Consider the following 16,892-nt stretch of genomic DNA (forward strand, 5'->3'; position numbering starts at 1 on the left):
CGATCCTTGTGGGGAAAACGTCTGACGTTTAGCGTCCGGGGCATGGCCGTGGTCGAGGGGTGGCAGGGACGCTTCTTCGAGGACTTCGTGGTCGGTGACGTCTACCAGCACCCGCTGGGGCGCACGATCACCGAGACCGACAACACCTGGTTCACGTTGCTGACGATGAACACGAACCAGGCGCACTTCAATGCGCAGGTGGGCGCGGACTCCGAGTTCGGTCGCATGATCGTCGCGTCGCCGCTGACGATCTCGATCGTGCTCGGGCAGTCGGTGTCGGACACCAGCCAGAACGCGTTCGCCAACCTCGGCATCGACGAGCTGCGGCTCACGGCACCGGTGTTCGCGGGCGACACGCTCTGGTCGGAGTCTCTGGTGCTCGAGACGCGTGCGTCGTCGAGCCGCCCCGAGGCGGGCATCGTCCGGGTCCGCAGCCGCGGGCTCAACCAGGACGGCGTCGAGGTGCTGACGTTCAAGCGTGCCTTCTACGTGCACCGCCGCGGCGCCGCGCGGGCCGCCTCGCACTTCCCACAGGCCGAGGTGCCGCTGTCGCTGGAGAACGAGCAGTGAAGCCGCTCGAGGACATCCGGATCATCTCGCTCGAGCAGTACGGGGCGGGTCCGTTCGGGTCGATGCACCTCGCGGAGCTGGGCGCCGAGGTCGTCAAGATCGAGGACCCGACGTCGGGCGGCGACGTCGGGCGCTACGTCCCGCCGTACGCCCAGGACGGCGACTCGCTGTTCTTCGAGTCGTTCAACAAGAACAAGTCCTCGGTGCTGCTCGACATCCGCACCCCGGCCGGTCGCGAGGTGTTCCACGACCTCGTCCGCTCCGCCGACGCCGTCTACTCGAACCTGCGCGGCGATGTCCCGGCGAAGCTCGGCATCCGCTACTCCGACCTCAAGGACGTCAACCCGCAGATCGTCTGCTGCTCGCTGACCGGGTTCGGGATGACCGGCCCGCGGGCGGAGGAGCCGGGCTACGACTACGTCCTGCAGGCCCTCGGCGGGTGGATGTCGCTGACGGGCGAGCCGGGTGGGGCGCCGCAGAAGGCGGGCCTGTCGCTCGTCGACTACAGCGGCGGGTTCGTCGCCGCGATCTCGCTGCTCGCCGGCATCCACGCCGCGCGGCGCGACGGGGTCGGCACCGACTGCGACCTCTCCCTCTACGACACCGCGGTCAGCCTCCTGACCTACCCGGCGACGTGGCACCTCACCGAGGGCTACGAACCGGCGCGCACGCACCACTCCGCCCACCCCTCGCTCGTGCCGTTCCAGGCGTTCGAGGCCGCCGACGGCTGGCTGGTCGTGGGGTGCGCGAAGGAGAAGTTCTGGCAGCGGCTCACCGTGGTGCTCGAGAACCCGGACCTCGCCACCGACCCCCGCTTCGCGACGTTCCGCGACCGCGACCGGTACCGCGACGTCCTGGTGCCGCTGCTCGAGGACCTGTTCCGGGGCCGCGACGTCGCCACGTGGATCGCGGCGATGACGGCGGCGGGCATCCCGTGCGCGCCGATCCACGACGTCGGCGAGGCCCTCACCGACGAGCACACCGCGGCCCGCGGGCTGATCGCCGAGACCGAGCACCCGCACTGGGGCACCGTGCGGTCGCTGCGCTCGCCGGTGCGCGTCGGTCCGCCCGGCGACGACACGCAGCCCGCCCGCGGCGGGCCCGCGATGGGCGAGCACACCGACTCCGTGCTGCGCGGGATCGGCTACGACGACGAGCGTCTGGACGCGCTGCGCGCGGCCGGGGCGTTCGGACCTGGGAAGGACGCCTGATGGATTTCCGCCTCAACGACGAGCAGCGGCTCTTCCGCGAGACGCTGCGCTCGTTCGTCGACCGCGAGATCGTGCCGGTCGCCCGCGACTGGGAGCACGAGGGCCGCTACCCGACCGAGATCGTCGCGGGCATGCGGGACCTCGGCCTGTTCGGGCTGGCCGTGCCCGAGGAGTACGGCGGGCTCGCCGCGGACACCGTCTCGTTCGCGCTGACGTTCGAGGAGATCTCGCGGGGCTGGATGGGCATCGCCGGCATCCTCGGGAGCCACTCGGTGTCGTGCTGGATGATCGCCCGCCACGGCACCGAGGAGCAGAAGCAGCGCTACCTGCCCGAGCTCGCGACGGGGGAGCGGCGCACCGCGATCGCCCTCACCGAGCCCGGCGCCGGCACCGACCTGCAGAGCATCACCACGACCGCGAAGAAGGACGGCGACTCCTACATCGTCCGCGGCACCAAGATGTGGATCACGAACGCCCGGCACGCCGACCCGCTGCCGGTGCTCGTGAAGACCGACCCGGGCGCGACCCCGGCGCACCGCGGCATGAGCATGCTGCTCGTCGAGGCGGACTCGCCGGGCCTCGAGATCACCAAGGACATGGGCAAGCTCGGCTACAAGGGCACCGAGTCCTGCGAGGTGGTGCTCGACGACGTGCGCGTGCCGGCGTCGCAGCTGCTCGGCGGCGTCGAGGGCCGCGGGCTGCAGCAGGCGTTGTCGTCGCTGGAGACCGGGCGGATCAACATCGCCGCGCGCTCCGTCGGCATCGCCCAGCGGGCCTACGAGGAGTCCCTGGCCTACGCCCGGGAGCGCAGCGCGTTCGGGCAGCCCATAGGCGACTTCCAGGCCGTCCAGCTGCGTCTGTCCGCGATCGCGGTGAAGCTGCAGGCCGCCCGCCTCATGACCTACTGGGCGGCCTCGCGGATGGACGAGGGCGTGCGCATGGACACCGAGTCCGGTATGGCGAAGATCTTCGCGTCGGACGCGGCGCTGGAGTGCGCCACCGACGCGATGCGCATCCACGGCGGCTACGGCTACTCGACGGAGTTCGAGGTCGAGCGCCTCTACCGTGACGCCCCGCTGATGTCGATCGGGGAGGGCACCAACGACATGCTCGGCACGGTCGTCGCGCGCTCGTTGCTGGCGGGGAAGGCCTCCATCGGATGAGTGGGCATCGGGTGAGCGTCCCGGATCGCGAGGAGCTCGCCGCCCTCGCCGCCCGCCTCGGCTACACGGTCGACGACGAGATCGTCGACGTGATGCGGGCGGCCGTCGAGGCCTCCGAGCCCGCAGTCGCCCGGCTCCGAGCGCGCCCACTGCCCTCCGACGGCGCCGCGGACCCGGCCCACGGCGACCGCTGGGTCCGCCCGTGACCGTCACCGACCTCCTCGACGCCTACGCGGCCGGCGACACCGACCCCGTCGCCGCCGTCGACGACGCCCTGACCCGGCTGAAGACCGCCCACGAGGCCCTGAACTGCACGATCGCCGTCCTCGACGACCGCGCCCGCGCCGCCGCCCAGGAGTCCGCGCGCCGCTGGGCCGACGGCACCGCGCGTCCGCTGGAGGGCGTGCCGTTCGGGGTCAAGGACGTCATCGACGTCGGCGGGGTGCCGACGACGCAGGGGTCCTGGAACCACGGTGACGAGCCCGCGCCGGCCTCGGCGACCGTCGTGCGCCGCCTCGAGGACGCCGGCGCCATCCCGATCAGCAAGGACGGCACCACCGAGTTCGCCGTCGGCGGGCCGCACCCGCCGCGGTTCGGTGCGGTGCGCAACCCGTGGGACCCCGAGCGGTGGGCGGGCGGGTCGTCGACGGGGTCGGCGGCCGCGGTGGCGGCGCGCGCGGTCCCGTTCGCGCTCGGCACCGACGTCGGCGGCTCGGTGCGCCTGCCGTCGGCGTGGTGCGGGCTCACCGGGCTCAAGCCGACGGCCGGCGCGATCCCGCGCACCGGGGTCTTCCCGCTGTCGTGGACCACCGAGACCGTCGGCCCGCTGGCCCGCAGCGCGCGGGACGTCGCGACGCTGTTCGGGGTGCTGCGCGGGCCCGACGGCGCCGACCCGCGCAGCGAGCAGCTGCCGCCGCTCGAGGTCCCGACGACGAGCGACCTGAGCGGCCTGCGCATCGCCGTGCCCGGCGGCGCTTTCACCGAGCTCTGTGACGCCGCGGTGCAGGCCGGCGTCGACGCCCTGGTGCGCGAGCTCGTGGCTGCGGGCGCCGAGGTGGTGCCCGGCGAGGTGCCGTCGGCGGGCGACGCGCTGCCGATCGGCTACCAGATCGTGTTCACCGAGGCGGCGACGCTGCACCGCGTCGACGCCGACCGCTGGGACACCTACGACCCGGTCGTCGTCCGCCGGATCAGCCAGGGCATCGTCACGCCCGCCGTCGACTACCTGCGGGCGCTGCAGTTCCGCGTGGAGCTGCAGCGCGAGCTGGACGCGGTGTTCGCCGGCGCCGACCTCGTCGTCGTGCCGACCTGCCCGTCGACGGCCCCGCGCCTGCCCGACGGCACGGTCGTCGTGGACGGGCAGGAGTACCCGCTCTACGCCGCGCAGTCGCGCTCGACGATGCTCGGCAACCTCACCGGCGCCCCCGGTCTCGCCGTGCCGACGGGCCTCGCGCCCGACGGCTGCCCCGTCTCCGCGCAGCTCGTCGCGCCGCCGCACCGCGAGGCCACGGCGCTGTGGGCGGCGCGCGTGTTCCAGGAGCGGACCGACCACCACCGGCAGGCACCCCCTTCCGCGACCTAAACGTCTGACGTATGGTCCTGTGAGGCCAGTCACCCGATGGCAGGAGCCCCTCGTGTCCCTGGACAGCCCCACCCGCGCGACCACCGGCCAGGCCGGCCGCGTCGCCGACTTCGCCGCCGGGCTCGACGCCGCGGACATCCCCGACGAGGTCCTCGAGCGGGCGCGGTACCTGGTGCTCGACGCGGTCGGGCTGGCGTTCGCGTCCACCGCGTACCGCTTCCCGGGCGTCGCGCGCGACGCGCTGGCGACGTTCGGCGGTGGCGAGCACCCGGTGCTCGGCATGCCCGACCGGCTCTCGCCGCGCGACGCCGCGGTGCTCAACGGCGTCCTCGTGCACGGCATGGACTTCGACGACACGCACATCCCCGCGGTCACCCACGTGTCCGCGGCCGCCCTGCCCGCGGCGATCTCGGCGGCCACGGTGGTCGGGGCCAGCACGCGCGACCTGCTCGCGGCCTACGTCCTCGGCGTCGAGGTGTCGGCGCGGGTCGGGCTCGGCGGGGCCGGCGGGTTCCACGACGTCGGGTTCCACCCCACCGCGGTGGCCGGGGCGTTCGGTGCCACGGTCGCCGCCGGCAAGCTCTCCGGGCTGGACGCCGCGGGGCTCGCGGCGGCGCAGGGCGTCGTCGGGTCGATGTCGGCGGGCCTGCTGGAGTTCCTCGAGGACGGCTCCTGGACCAAGCGGCTGCACCCGGGCTGGGCGGCGATGTCCGGGCTCACGGCGGCGGCGTTCGCGAAGGCCGGCTGGACCGGGCCCGCCGCGGTCTACGAGGGCCGCTTCGGCCTCTACGCCACCCACCTCGCCGGGCGCGCGACCCACCCGGAGGCGGTGTCCGAGGGCCTCGGCACCCAGTGGGAGCTGATGCGCACCGCGGTGAAGCCCTACCCGATCTGCCACTTCAACCACGCGTTCGCCGACGCGGCGCTGCTGCTGCGCGCCGAGCACGGCATCGCCCCCGCCGACGTCCGCGCGATCCGCTGCGCCATCCACCCGGTGCCCGGCAAGGTCGTCTGCCAGCCTGCGGAGAACAAGTGGGCGCCGCGCGACGAGTACGACGCCAAGTTCAGCCTGCCGTTCGTGGTGTCCGCGGCGCTCTCGCGCGGGCAGTTCACGCTGGCCGAGCTGGAGGACGACGCGCTCGGCGACCCGGAGATCCTCGCGCTGGCCCGCCGCGTCGAGGTCACCGACGACGACGAGGGGCTGTTCCCCGACGCCTACTCGGGACGCGTCGAGATCGAGCTCGCCGACGGCCGGGTCGTCGCCCACCGCGAGCAGGTCAACCGCGGCCACGACCGGCGCCCGCTGACCAACGCGGAGATCGCCGAGAAGTTCGAGGGCACCATCGGGCGCGTGGCCGACGCCGGCACCGCCGCCCGCGTGCGGGACGCCGTGCTGTCCCTGGGCGACGAGCGCCCGGCCGCCGAGTTCGCCGAGGCGTGTCGTGGCCTCTGACGTCCGTGCCGGTGTGTTCCTCACCCACCAGCAGCCGCCCGGCCGCGACCCGCTCGTCGCCCTCGACGAGCAGCTCTCCCTGGTGCGCACGGCGCGCGACGCGGGCCTCGACTCCGTCTTCGCCGGTCAGCACCACCTCGCCGAGTCGATGGCGCACATCCAGCCGCTGCCGTGGCTCGCGCGCCTCGCGGCCGAGGCCGGCGACATGGCCGTCGGCACCGGCATCCATCTGCTCGCCCTGCACAACCCCGTCGACACCGCCGAGGCCTATGCGGGCCTCGACGTCGTCGCCGGCGGCCGCTCGATCCTCGGGGTCGGGCTGGGCTACCGGCAGGTCGAGTACGACGCGTTCGGGATCCCGCCGGAGGACAAGGTCCGGCGGTTCACCGAGAACCTGCGGATCGTCGAGGCGCTGTGGCGCGGCGAGGCGGTCTCCGCCGACCTGCCGTGGTGCCGGCTCGACGGCGTCCGCGCCACCTTCCGGCCCGCGGCGAGGCCGTCAGAACCGATGAGGCCCCCGATCTGGATGGCCGCCAACTCCGACGGCGCGGTGCGGCGGGCGGCCCGTCTCGCCGACACGTGGATGATCAATCCGCACGCCACCCGGGCCACCATCGCCCGGCAGCTCGAGCTCTTCCACGCCGAGCGGGAGGCCGCCGGACGCGGTCCGCTCGCCGAGCTCCCGCTGATCCGCGAGGTGTTCTGCGCCCCCACCCGGGAGCAGGCTCTCGAGCTCGCCATGCCGTACCTGGCGAACAAGTACGAGGTCTACGCCGACTGGGGCCAGGACCGTGTCATGCCCGGAACCGAGTCGTTCCGGGTCGGTTACGACGACCTCGCCCACGACCGATTCGTGGTGGGGTCCCCGGAGGACTGCATCGCCGCACTCCTCCCGTGGCGCGACGAGCTCGGCGTCGACCACTTCGTGTTCCGCACCGACTGGGCCGGCATGCCGGTCGAGGCGGCGCGGACCTCCCTCGACCTCCTCGCCCGCGAGGTCGTCCCGGCGCTGCGCGCGCCCGTCCCCGTCTCCTGACCCCGCAGGAAGGTGCTCCACCCATGGACTTCGGCGTCTTCATCCCGATCGGCAACAACGGCTGGCTCATCTCCGAGAACTCCCCGCAGTACATGCCGACGTGGGACCTCAACCGCAACGTCGTGCAGGAGGCGGAGCGGCAGGGCTTCGCGTTCGCGCTGTCGATGATCAAGCTGCGCGGCTTCGGCGGGAAGACCGAGTTCTGGGACCACAACCTCGAGTCGTTCACGCTGATGGCGGGCCTCGCGGCGGTCACCGACCGGATCAAGCTCTACGCGTCGACGGCCGTGCTGACGCTGCCGCCCGCCCTCGTCGCGCGCATGGCGTCGACGATCGACCAGATCGCGCCCGGGCGCTTCGGCGTCAACATCGTCTCGGGCTGGGCCAAGGGCGAGTACGAGCAGATGGGCCTGTGGCCCGGCGACGAGTACTTCGGCTACCGCTACGACTACTCCACGGAGTACGTGAAGGTCCTGCGCGACCTGTGGGAGACCGGGCGCTGCGACCTCGACGGGAAGTACTTCCAGATGGACGACTGCGTGCTCTCGCCGCGGCCGTCGGGCAAGGTCGACATCGTCTGTGCCGGGCAGTCGGAGCGCGGGATGCGGTTCTGCGCCGAGTACGGCGACTACAACTTCATCCTCTCGCCCGGCGTCAACGACCCCGAGGTCTACCGCCAGCCCACCGAGCGGCTCGCGTCGTTCGCCAAGGAGACCGGCCGCGACGTGAAGTCGCTGCCGCTGTTCATGGCGATCATGGCGGACACCGACGAGGAGGCCCAGGCGAAGTGGCGCTCCTACAACGAGGGCGCCGACGCCGGCGCGCTCGGCTACATGAGCGACGAGGGCAGCGCCGACAAGACCGCCGACGGCGGGGGCACCGCGCGGACGATCAACCTCCCCGAGGGCGCGGTCAACTTCAACATGGCCACCCTGGTCGGCTCGTACGAGACGGTCGCACGGCAGATCGACGAGGTCGCCAAGATGCCCGGCGTGCAGGGGATGATGTTCACCTTCGACGACTTCGAGAAGGGCGTGCACGACTTCGGCACCAAGGTGAAGCCGCTCCTCGGCTGAGACCCCGGTGACGGACCCCGGTCCCCTCGCGGGGTCCGTCACCGGTTCCGGGGTCAGGCCCCGGCACCCCGGCGGCAGCGCTCGGTCGCGGCGAGCAGGGCCTCGCGGAAGCGCGCGGCGTCCGGGCCGTCGCCGAGCGGGACCATGCGGCTCCCGCGCTGGGTGCTGCCCACCGGCGTGCTCGTCAGCGGCATCAGGCCCGCGGGCACGGCGACCTTCGCGCCGCCCGCCCGCTCCAGCAGTTCGGAGGGCAGCGGCGCGAACTCGATCTGGTACAGGCGGTGGAAGCTGACCTGCGCCGCCGGGTCCTCACCGTCGCGCGCGCCGTCGCGGTAGGAGACGACCAGCAGGTCCGGGGTCAGCAGCATCTCGACCGTGCGCACCGACGTCCGGGTGCCGCCGAAGAGCCGTCTCTTGGTCGTCGTCTCGTCGGTGCGCAGCGCGTGCGTCACCTCGACGAGCGGATCGCGGAACAGCCCGCGCACCGCTCCCTGCTCGCGGATGAACGCGGCCGTCGCCGCCGGCAGCTGCCCGGCCGCGATGGCCCGGGACGTCGTCGATCGCTCGGCCATGAGCGCGGAGAGTAGTCACGACCGCCTGGATCGCGGTAGATCGTCCTCACGCCGTTCACCGATCTGCCGGACGGGTGGACCGATCCGGAGGATGTGACGCAGCGCACCAGCACCCTACTCTCATGGTGTGAACGTGCTGCTGCTAAGGAACATCCACCCGGTCGCCACGGAAGCGCTGCGTGCCCGGGGCCACGAGGTCGACGTGCGGTCGGGCTCGATGAGTGGTGCCGAGCTGGCGGATGCGCTGGCGGGGGTGTCGTTGTTGGGGATCCGGTCGAACACCACGATCACCGAGGAGGTCCTCGACGCGGGCAAGGACCTGCTGGCGGTGGGCTGTTTCTGCATCGGCACCAACCAGGTCGACCTGCCCGCGGCCGCGGAGCGGGGGGTGGCGGTGTTCAACGCCCCGTTCTCCAACACCCGCAGCGTGGTGGAGCTGGTGCTCGGGGAGATCATCGCGCTGGTGCGGCGGCTGCCGGAGAAGACCGCGCGGATGCACGAGGGCATCTGGGACAAGTCCGCGCGCGGTAGCCACGAGTTCCGCGGCCGCACGCTCGGGATCGTGGGGTACGGCAACATCGGTACCCAGCTGTCGAACATCGCCGAGGCGGTGGGGCTGCGGGTGATCTTCTTCGACACCCAGGACCGGTTGGCGCACGGCAACGCCCGCAAGGTGGAGTCGTTGGAGGCGTTGCTGGCCGAGGCCGATGTGGTGAGCCTGCACGTGGACGGCCGTCCGGGGAACGCGGGGTTGTTCGGCGCGGAGCAGTTCGCGCTGATGAAGCCGCGCTCGATCTTCATCAATGCCTCGCGGGGGATGGTGATCGACGACGAGGCGTTGCGGGAGAACATCCTGTCCGGGCATCTGGCGGGGGCGGCGATCGATGTGTTCCCGATCGAGCCGAAGGCGCAGGGCGATGTGTTCGAGTCGCCGTTGCGGGGGTTGGACAACGTGATCCTGACCCCGCACGTGGGGGGGTCGACCCAGGAGGCGCAGGAGGAGATCGGCGGGTTCGTGTCCACCAAGCTGCTGCAGTACGTGGGGACCGGGGTGACCGCGTTGTCGGTGAACCTGCCCGAGGTGGCGTTGCCGGTGGCGCCGAGTGCGTTCCGGATGGGGTATCTGCACACCAACACCCCCGGGGTGCTGGCCGGGATCAACCAGCTGCTGCTCGACAGCGGGGTCAACGTGGTGAGCCAGGCCCTCTCGACGCGGGGGGAGCGCGGCTACGTACTCACCGACACCGAAGCCGCCATCCCCGACGACGCCCTGGCCGAGCTGCGCCGCTCACCCCACACCGTGTCGCTGCGCACCTGGGGACCCTGACAGCGAACCCCTGACCCGGACCCGGTCACTCGCCCTCGTCGGCCGCGTCCTGGCCCGTGTCGGGCTGGCCCGTGTCCTGCTGCTCGGACGCGTCCTCGCTGACGCTCGGCTGGTCGGCCTCGGCGGTGTCCTCCTCCACGACGGGGCCGTCGGGGGCGTCGCCCTCCTCGCTCGTCGCCGACGACGAGGCCGTGTCGGCGGCCGGGCCCTCGGCGAGCCCGGCGACCGCGAAGGCCCCGCCGACGACGGCCGCGAGCACGGCCGCGGCGACGAGGGCGGACAGCCACGGGCGGCCGGCGGGCCGGTCGGCGGCCGGGCGCGAGGCCGGGGCGACGACGTCGGTGAGCCTGCTGACCCCGGCCTCGAGGGGACCGCGACCGACGAAGCGCTGCCAGAGCAGGCCGACGAGCAGGGCGACCGTGATCTGGACGAGGTAGAGGGTCCACGGCTCGGCGGTCGGCGCGAGCCCGACGACCACGACGTGGAGCGTGTAGAAGGTCAGCGTCATCGCGCCGGCCGCGGCCAGCGGGCTGCGCACCGCGCCGACGACCCGCGCCCACGTCGCCGCACCCCCGTGGGCGAGCGCCCGGTCGAGGAGCAGCATCGCGCCGAGCACCGCGAGGGACGTCCCGACGGTGCGGGCGAGGTCGAGCGGGGTCGACGAGTGCGCGGTGTCGACGGCGAGCCACCACCAGGTGGTGGCCGGGGTGACGCCGTTCGGCCCTTCGGTGAGGGCGGCCTGCAGCTCCTCGGTGGGCAGGCCCGGGTTCGCGAGGATCTGGCCCAGACCGCCGGCCGTCACCAGCGCCAGGTGCGAGACGACCGCGGCGACGACGACGAGCAGGACGCCGCTGCCCGCGAGCACCGCGGCGGTGCGGGTGCGGGTGAGCGAGAGGCGCCCGACCGCGAGGCCCACGCAAAGGTAGGTCAGCCACGGCCAGATGGGGTAGGCGCCGGTGAAGAAGAGGGTGCCGACGAGGCCGGCCGGGTCGGTGACGAGCGCCGTGAACGAGGGGTCGATGAGCTCGGCGGGCGGCATCGAGGTGCGGACGAGGTGGCTCGTCACCGGGGCCACGACCGCGAGCGCCGCGCCGAGCGCGAACAGGCCACGGGTCGGGAGCAGGATCAGGGGGACGGCGAGCAGGAACAGCACGCCGTAGTACGTGAGGATGATGTCCACGTCGCCGAGCGCCGCCTCGCCCAGCGCCAGGCCCAGCACGCCGACCGCCAGCCCCCGCACGGCGAGGCGCAGCGCGTGGCTCCGGAACGACCCGCCGCGCAGGTCGACGCGCCGGCGCCCGGTGAGCAGCGCGACCGACAGCCCGACGAGGACACCGAACAGGGCCGCCGACGTCCCGCCGGCCAGGAGGCCGACGGTGGTGAGCTCGCCGTTCTCGGAGGTCGGCAGCGTGTGGACCGCGATCATGCCCAGGAGGGCGAGCCCGCGCGCCGCGTCGATCCCGCGCACCCGCGCGCCCGAGCCGCTCGTCGTCCTCGTCGGGCTCGCGCTCGTGACGACGGGCAGCCGGACGGTCGGCGCCTCGGCCAGGCCGGCTGTCCGGACCGCCACGGGCGGGGCCTGCCGGGGGAGACGTGCCGTCATCCGTCGCGTCGCCACGGGAGGCGCCAGCGTCGTCGCCGGTCCCGAGTCACGGGGCGGTGCGGGGGTCCTGGTCGTCATCGGGGACTCCTGGGAGCTGGGCGGGCGGCGGTGTGACCAGCATCCGAGGCGGGGCCGGCCCCCGACATCGCCCCGCGGCCACCGTTCCCGCCGACCGGGGTCACAGCCTTCTCACCGCGAGGTAAGCGTGCCGAACGTGATGACGGAGAGTGCTCGCCACTCGGACGATCTTGGCGGGAAGGCGAAAAGACTGGCCAGCATTACTTCGTTCGGGTGATACTCCTGGGCGAGCGCGACGCCTCTGCGTGACGATGTCTCGGTCCCGCGCGCGCCCGCGCAGCAACGCCACAGCACGGACTGGGAGTCGCCATGGTTGCCGGCGCAGCGCACGGCACCGCCACGGCACCTCCCGTCCCGCCGCCGAACCGTCGCCGCTGGACCGGGTCCCGACGCCGGCCCGGTCCCGGCCTGGGCGCCGGACCGGCGCCCGCTCCCGCGGACGAGAGGATCGACCGGCTCGTCGAGCGGACGTGCGACGAGCTCCGCCGCCACGGACGGGCCACCGCCGCCGCCGTGGACACCGGCGACGGCCCGATGTCCTACGTCGCGCTCGAGACCGCGGCCGCGCGGCTGGCGCGCTACCTCCGGCGGCGCCGGATCGCGGCGGGCGACCGCGTCGCGGTGCTGCTCGACCGTCCCGGCGACGCGCTCGTCGCGCAGCTCGCGACCGCCAGGATCGGTGCCGTCGCCGTCCCGCTCGACGCCCGGCTCCCCGACGCCGCCCTCGCGGCCGTGCTCGAGGCCGCCGGGGTCGGCATCGTGCTGACCCGCACCGACGAGGCGTCCCGGCTCGACGCGTCCGACGTCGACGCCGTCTACCTGGACCGCGCCCAGGCCCGGATCGACCAGGAGGACGCCCAGCGTCTCACCGACACCGAGCGCGGCTCGGTCGTCGGGACGCCCGCCTACGTCGTGGTCCACGCCGCCGACCGCTCCGCCGGGGCCCACGGCGGCCTGCGCTCCACGGCCGTCGGTCACGACGCCGCGGCCGCCTTCGTCCGCGGCGTGGCGGGCCTGCTCCAGATCGGGCCCGACGACCGGTTCCACCACGACACCCGCGCGGGGTCGGACCTCGCGGTGCTCGAGACGTGGCTCGCGTGGTCGTGCGGGGCCGCCGTGGTCACCGCGCCGCCGGGGCCGCCGCTGCGCGGCACCGCGCTCGGGCGCCACCTGCGGGACCGGCGCGTCACCGTCCTGCGCGCATCGGCCGAGGACCTCGAGGGCATCGAGGAGACGCTGCCCGACCTGCGACTGCTCCTGCTGACCGGCACCGGCCGACCGCGCGACCTCCTCGCCCGGTGGCACCGGCCCGGGCGCCGGATCGTCGGTCTGCACGGGGCCCCCGAGACCACGGTCGCCGCCCTGTGGACCGAGCTCCACCCGCAGCGACCGGCCACCCACGGGCGTCCGCTGCCCGGCTACGGCGTGCTCATCACCGACCCCGCCGACCCGCGGCGCGTCCTGCCCGCCGGGGGGATCGGCGAGATCGCCGTCACCGGCCCCGGCGTGGCGCGGGGCTACGTCGGGCGCCGGGACCTCACCGCGGAGGCGTTCGTCCCCGTGCCGGGGCGCGGCCCGGGTCTCATGTTCCGCACCGGCGACCTCGGCCGGATCGCCCCCTCGGGCGAGGTCGAGCGCATCGCGCGGCTGGACGGGGCCGATGGTAGGGGGGAGCGGATCCCGCCGTCGGCGGCGCGGCCGTCGCCCCAGGCGGCGCCCGGGCGCTCGCGGCGCACGACCGTCATGGCCCTGCTGTCCACGCCCGTCGCCGACGACGACGCCGCACCGGCCGGGGACGCCGCACCGGTCGAGGAGGCTCCGCCCGCGCCGGTCGCGAGCGGGACCGGGACGACGGCGCCGCACCCCGCCTCGGAGGCACCGGAAGCACCGGACACGGCCGCCGGCACGACCGACGGCACGGCCGAGGGCACCGCCGCGACGACCGCCGAGGACACCGCCGGCGGCACCACCGAGAAGGCACCCGACGACACCGCCGACGGCACGACCGGTGAGAAGGCCGGCGACACGACGACCGGGAAGACGACGCGGTACCCCGCTCCCGAGCCGCTGTCCGGGGTCGACGCCCCGACGACCGCCCTCCGGGCGACGCCGCCCGCGGCCGCGCCCCGGGCACCCCAGGCGCCCCCAGCGCCGGGCCGCCCGCCGGCCCCGCCCGGGCGGCGCCCCACGCCGCCCGGCCAGGCGCCCCCCGGGCTCGCGACGCCCGGCCGTGGCACGCCCGGTCCCGGGACACCCGCTCGGGGCACTCCTGGCCGTGGGATGCCGGGCCCCGGGACTCCCGGCCCCGCTACCCCCGGGGCACGAGCACCCGGCGCGCTCCCGCACCGCGGTCCCCCCGTCCGGCCGGGCGCGCCCGGCCGCCCGGGTCCGATGGGGCCGGGACCCGCCGGACCGGCCGCCCGGCCGCAGGCCCCAGGCCGCCCGGGGATGCCGCCGGCGCCGGCGCGGCCGTCCGGGATCGGGTCGCCCGCGGCACCGGTCGCGGCCGCTGCGTCCGCCGTCGCGGCTCCGCCCGCGGCACCCGGCGCCACCGAGGCGCTCCTGAAGGAGATCCTCGTCGAGGTCCTGGGCCGCCCCGACGTGCCGAGGGACGGGAACTTCTTCGACGACCTCGGCGCCGACTCGCTCCTCATGGCCCGCTTCTGCGCGAAGATCCGCAAGCACCCCGACCTGCCGTCGGCGGCCATGCAGGACGTCTACCAGCACCCGACGCTCGCGGGGCTCGCCGGAGCCCTCGCGCCCGCCGCGAAGCCGAAGGACACCGCCGGGGCCGCGCGCACGACCTCCGGGCTCGGCGCCCTGCTCGCCGAGGTCCTGGAGCGGCCCGACGTCCCGCCCCAGGCGCACTTCTTCGACGACCTGGGTGCGGACTCCCTGCTCATGGCCCGCTTCTGCGCCCGCACCCGCAAGCGCTCCGACCTGCCGTCGGTCGGCATGCCCGACGTCTACAAGCACCCCACGATCGCGAGCCTGACCGCGGCCCTCGGCGCCGGCGACGACCGGCCGGCCGGACCCGCGGGACCACCGCCGACCGAGGCCGACGAGCCGACCGGTCCGCGCGCGGGCACGGCCGCGTTCGTGCTGTGCGGCGCCGCGCAGCTCGTCTGCGTCCTCGCCTACAGCTACATCGCCGCGGTCATCCTCACGTGGGGCTTCCGGGCGGTCACCGCGGCGACGGGGCTCGTCGAGGGGTACGTCGCCGCGCTCCTCGCCGGCGTCGCGGGGTTCGTCACCCTCAGCGTCCTGCCCGTCGTGGCGAAGTGGGTGCTCATCGGTCGCTGGAAGCCCGGGGCGTTCCGCGTCTGGAGCCCCGCCTACCTGCGGTTCTGGGTGGTCAAGACGCTGGTCCGCACCAGCCCGATGGTGCTGTTCACCGGCACCCCGGCGTTCACGCTCTACCTGCGGGCGCTGGGGGCGAAGGTCGGGCGCGACGTCACCTACCTGTCGAGCCAGGTGCCGGTGTGCACGGACCTGTTCAGCATCGGTGATCGCAGTCTGGTGCGGAAGGAGGCCGTCATCGCCTGCTACCGGGCGCAAGACGGCCGCATCGAGATCGGCGGCGTCAGCATCGGCGCGGACGCCTTCGTCGGCGAGGCGACCGTGCTCGACGTGCGGACCGCCGTCGGCGACGGCGCCTCGCTGGCCCACAGCTCGTCGCTGCACGCCGGGCAGGCGATCCCCACCGGCGAGGTCTGGCACGGCTCGCCCGGGCGCCGCGCCGACGGCCCGCTGCCCGCGGTGCCGCCCGCTCCCGGCAGCCGCCCGCGCCGGGCGCTGTACTCGTCGGTGCTCCTCGTCTTCGTGCTCGCCGTGGCCTCGCCCGCGACGCTCGCGGTGGCCGGGGCGCTGTACTCCCTGGTGCCGCAGTTCGCCGCGCTGTTCGAGCCCGCGCCGGGGGTGATCTTCACGGCGCAGTTCCACCTCGAGCTGCTCGCGCTGACGGCGATCCTCTTCTTCGGCGGGCTCGTGCTCGGGCTGGCCGTGATCGTGACGCTGCCGCGGCTGCTCGCGGTGTGGGTCCGCCCCGACGTCGTCTATCCGCTCTACGGCGTCCGCTACTGGCTGCACCGCTCGATCGGGACCATGACCAACGCCCGGCCGTTCGTCGAGCTGTTCGGCGACAGCTCCGCGATCGCCCACTACCTCGTGCTCGTCGGCTACCGGCTCAAGCCCCTGCAACAGACGGGCTCGAACTTCGGCATGGCCGTCCAGCACGAGAACCCGTTCCTCACCAGCGTGGGGAGCGGCACCGTCGTCGCCGACGGCCTGTCGGTGATGAACGCCGAGTACTCCGCGACTTCGTTCCGCGTCTCGCGCACGGCGATCGGGGCGAACAACTTCCTCGGCAACCGCATCGCCTACCCGCCGCAGGGCCGCACCGGCGACGACTGCCTGCTGGCGACGAAGGTGCAGGTCCCGCTGCACGGACCGGTGCGCCAGGGTGTCGGCCTGCTCGGGTCACCGAGCTTCGAGATCCCGCGCACGGTCGCGCGCGACAGCGCCCTCGACGTCGCCGACCCGCAGGAACTGGCCGCGTCGCTGCGGCGCAAGAACCGGAACAACGCGGTCTCCATGGTCCTGCACCTGCTCGTGCGGTGGTTCTTCTTCTACCTGTCGCTCGTGACCGTGGCGGCGGTCGCGTCGCTGCCGATCGCGGCGGGCCCGGCCGAGGTCGTCCTCGCCGAGCTCGTCGGCATCGTCGTGCTGGTCGCCTGGTTCACGCTGGTGCAGCGCAGCGTCTCGCCGCTGAAGGCCCGGCGACCCGACGGCGCCTCCATCTACGACCCCGTCTTCTGGCGCCACGAGCGGTACTGGAAGGTGCCCGCCCCCCACTGGGTGCAGATGTTCAACGGGACGCCCTTCAAGCCGCTCGTCTGGCGCCTGCTCGGGGTGCACGTCGGCGCCCGGGTGTTCGACGACGGCGCCAACCTCACCGAGAAGGGCTTCACCACCATCGGCGACGACGCCACCCTCGGCGAGGGCTGCGTCATCCAGTGCCACTCGCAGGAGGACGGCGGGTTCAAGTCGGACGACGTCGTCATCGGCGCCCGCGTGACGCTCGGCGTCTCGTCCTTCATCCACTACGGCACGACGATCGGTGACGGCGCGATCCTGGCGCCCGACACCTTCCTCATGAAGGGCGAGGAGGTGCCGCCCGGGGAGATCTGGGGCGGCAACCCCGCCCGCGGCATCGACTGAC

The 16,892-nt window shown here is 74.0% G+C and carries 12 protein-coding genes; 10 read left to right on the forward strand and 2 right to left on the reverse strand.

What is annotated here, in order from left to right; genetic code table 11:
• Positions 1-42 precede the first annotated feature (42 nt).
• The 8 genes from EV188_RS02455 to rutA are packed head-to-tail and all read left to right on the forward strand — an operon-like array spanning position 43 to position 8,091.
• Complete coding sequence (locus EV188_RS02455; RefSeq protein ID WP_133824623.1) at positions 43-570, forward strand: MaoC family dehydratase; 528 nt, start codon at positions 43-45, stop codon at positions 568-570.
• On the forward strand, positions 567-1,781 hold the full coding sequence (locus EV188_RS02460) for a CaiB/BaiF CoA transferase family protein (protein WP_133824624.1): 1,215 nt from the start codon (positions 567-569) through the stop codon (positions 1,779-1,781). The genes EV188_RS02455 and EV188_RS02460 overlap by 4 nt, the downstream gene beginning before the upstream one ends.
• Positions 1,781-2,944, forward strand: a complete 1,164-nt coding sequence (locus EV188_RS02465) for an acyl-CoA dehydrogenase family protein (protein WP_133824625.1) — start codon at positions 1,781-1,783, stop codon at positions 2,942-2,944. The genes EV188_RS02460 and EV188_RS02465 overlap by 1 nt, the downstream gene beginning before the upstream one ends.
• A gap of 11 nt (positions 2,945-2,955) precedes the next feature.
• Positions 2,956-3,150 (forward strand): hypothetical protein, encoded by a 195-nt coding sequence (locus EV188_RS02470; RefSeq protein WP_133824626.1) that lies wholly within the window; start codon positions 2,956-2,958, stop codon positions 3,148-3,150.
• Positions 3,147-4,526 (forward strand): amidase, encoded by a 1,380-nt coding sequence (locus tag EV188_RS02475; protein WP_133824627.1) that lies wholly within the window; start codon positions 3,147-3,149, stop codon positions 4,524-4,526. Before EV188_RS02470 ends, EV188_RS02475 begins: the two co-directional genes overlap by 4 nt.
• A 52-nt stretch (positions 4,527-4,578) precedes the next feature.
• Positions 4,579-5,979, forward strand: a complete 1,401-nt coding sequence (locus tag EV188_RS02480; protein WP_133824628.1) for an MmgE/PrpD family protein — start codon at positions 4,579-4,581, stop codon at positions 5,977-5,979.
• On the forward strand, positions 5,969-7,015 hold the full coding sequence (locus EV188_RS02485) for an LLM class flavin-dependent oxidoreductase (protein ID WP_133824629.1): 1,047 nt from the start codon (positions 5,969-5,971) through the stop codon (positions 7,013-7,015). Before EV188_RS02480 ends, EV188_RS02485 begins: the two co-directional genes overlap by 11 nt.
• 23 nt (positions 7,016-7,038) lie before the next feature.
• Positions 7,039-8,091, forward strand: coding sequence for a pyrimidine utilization protein A (gene rutA, locus EV188_RS02490; protein WP_133824630.1), 1,053 nt, complete (start codon positions 7,039-7,041; stop codon positions 8,089-8,091).
• Between the two features lie 53 nt (positions 8,092-8,144).
• Here the strand turns inward: rutA and EV188_RS02495 are convergent, their stop codons facing one another.
• Positions 8,145-8,663 (reverse strand): hypothetical protein, encoded by a 519-nt coding sequence (locus EV188_RS02495; RefSeq protein WP_133824631.1) that lies wholly within the window; start codon positions 8,661-8,663, stop codon positions 8,145-8,147.
• 127 nt (positions 8,664-8,790) lie between these two features.
• Between EV188_RS02495 and serA the strand changes: the two genes are divergently transcribed.
• Positions 8,791-9,990 (forward strand): phosphoglycerate dehydrogenase, encoded by a 1,200-nt coding sequence (serA, locus tag EV188_RS02500; protein ID WP_133824632.1) that lies wholly within the window; start codon positions 8,791-8,793, stop codon positions 9,988-9,990.
• A gap of 25 nt (positions 9,991-10,015) precedes the next feature.
• On the opposite strand, the gene EV188_RS02505 is transcribed toward serA, so the two are convergent.
• A complete protein-coding gene (locus EV188_RS02505; protein WP_166659684.1) occupies positions 10,016-11,560 on the reverse strand; it encodes a heparan-alpha-glucosaminide N-acetyltransferase domain-containing protein in 1,545 nt (514 codons plus the stop codon).
• 420 nt (positions 11,561-11,980) lie between these two features.
• Here EV188_RS02505 and EV188_RS32880 point away from each other — a divergent pair, with 420 nt between their 5' ends.
• On the forward strand, positions 11,981-16,891 hold the full coding sequence (locus EV188_RS32880) for a Pls/PosA family non-ribosomal peptide synthetase (RefSeq protein WP_208113953.1): 4,911 nt from the start codon (positions 11,981-11,983) through the stop codon (positions 16,889-16,891).
• The last annotated feature ends 1 nt before the right edge of the window (position 16,892 follow it).

This window comes from Actinomycetospora succinea, from assembly GCF_004363095.1.
Taxonomy (GTDB): domain Bacteria; phylum Actinomycetota; class Actinomycetes; order Mycobacteriales; family Pseudonocardiaceae; genus Actinomycetospora; species Actinomycetospora succinea.

Coding starts and splice junctions, on each gene's coding strand:
- EV188_RS02455 (WP_133824623.1), top strand. CDS start 43: ATGGCCGTGGTCGAGGGGTGGCAGGGACGCTTCTTCGAGGACTTCGTG.
- EV188_RS02465 (WP_133824625.1), top strand. CDS start 1,781: ATGGATTTCCGCCTCAACGACGAGCAGCGGCTCTTCCGCGAGACGCTG.
- EV188_RS02495 (WP_133824631.1), bottom strand. CDS start 8,663: ATGGCCGAGCGATCGACGACGTCCCGGGCCATCGCGGCCGGGCAGCTG.
- rutA (WP_133824630.1), top strand. CDS start 7,039: ATGGACTTCGGCGTCTTCATCCCGATCGGCAACAACGGCTGGCTCATC.
- EV188_RS32880 (WP_208113953.1), top strand. CDS start 11,981: ATGGTTGCCGGCGCAGCGCACGGCACCGCCACGGCACCTCCCGTCCCG.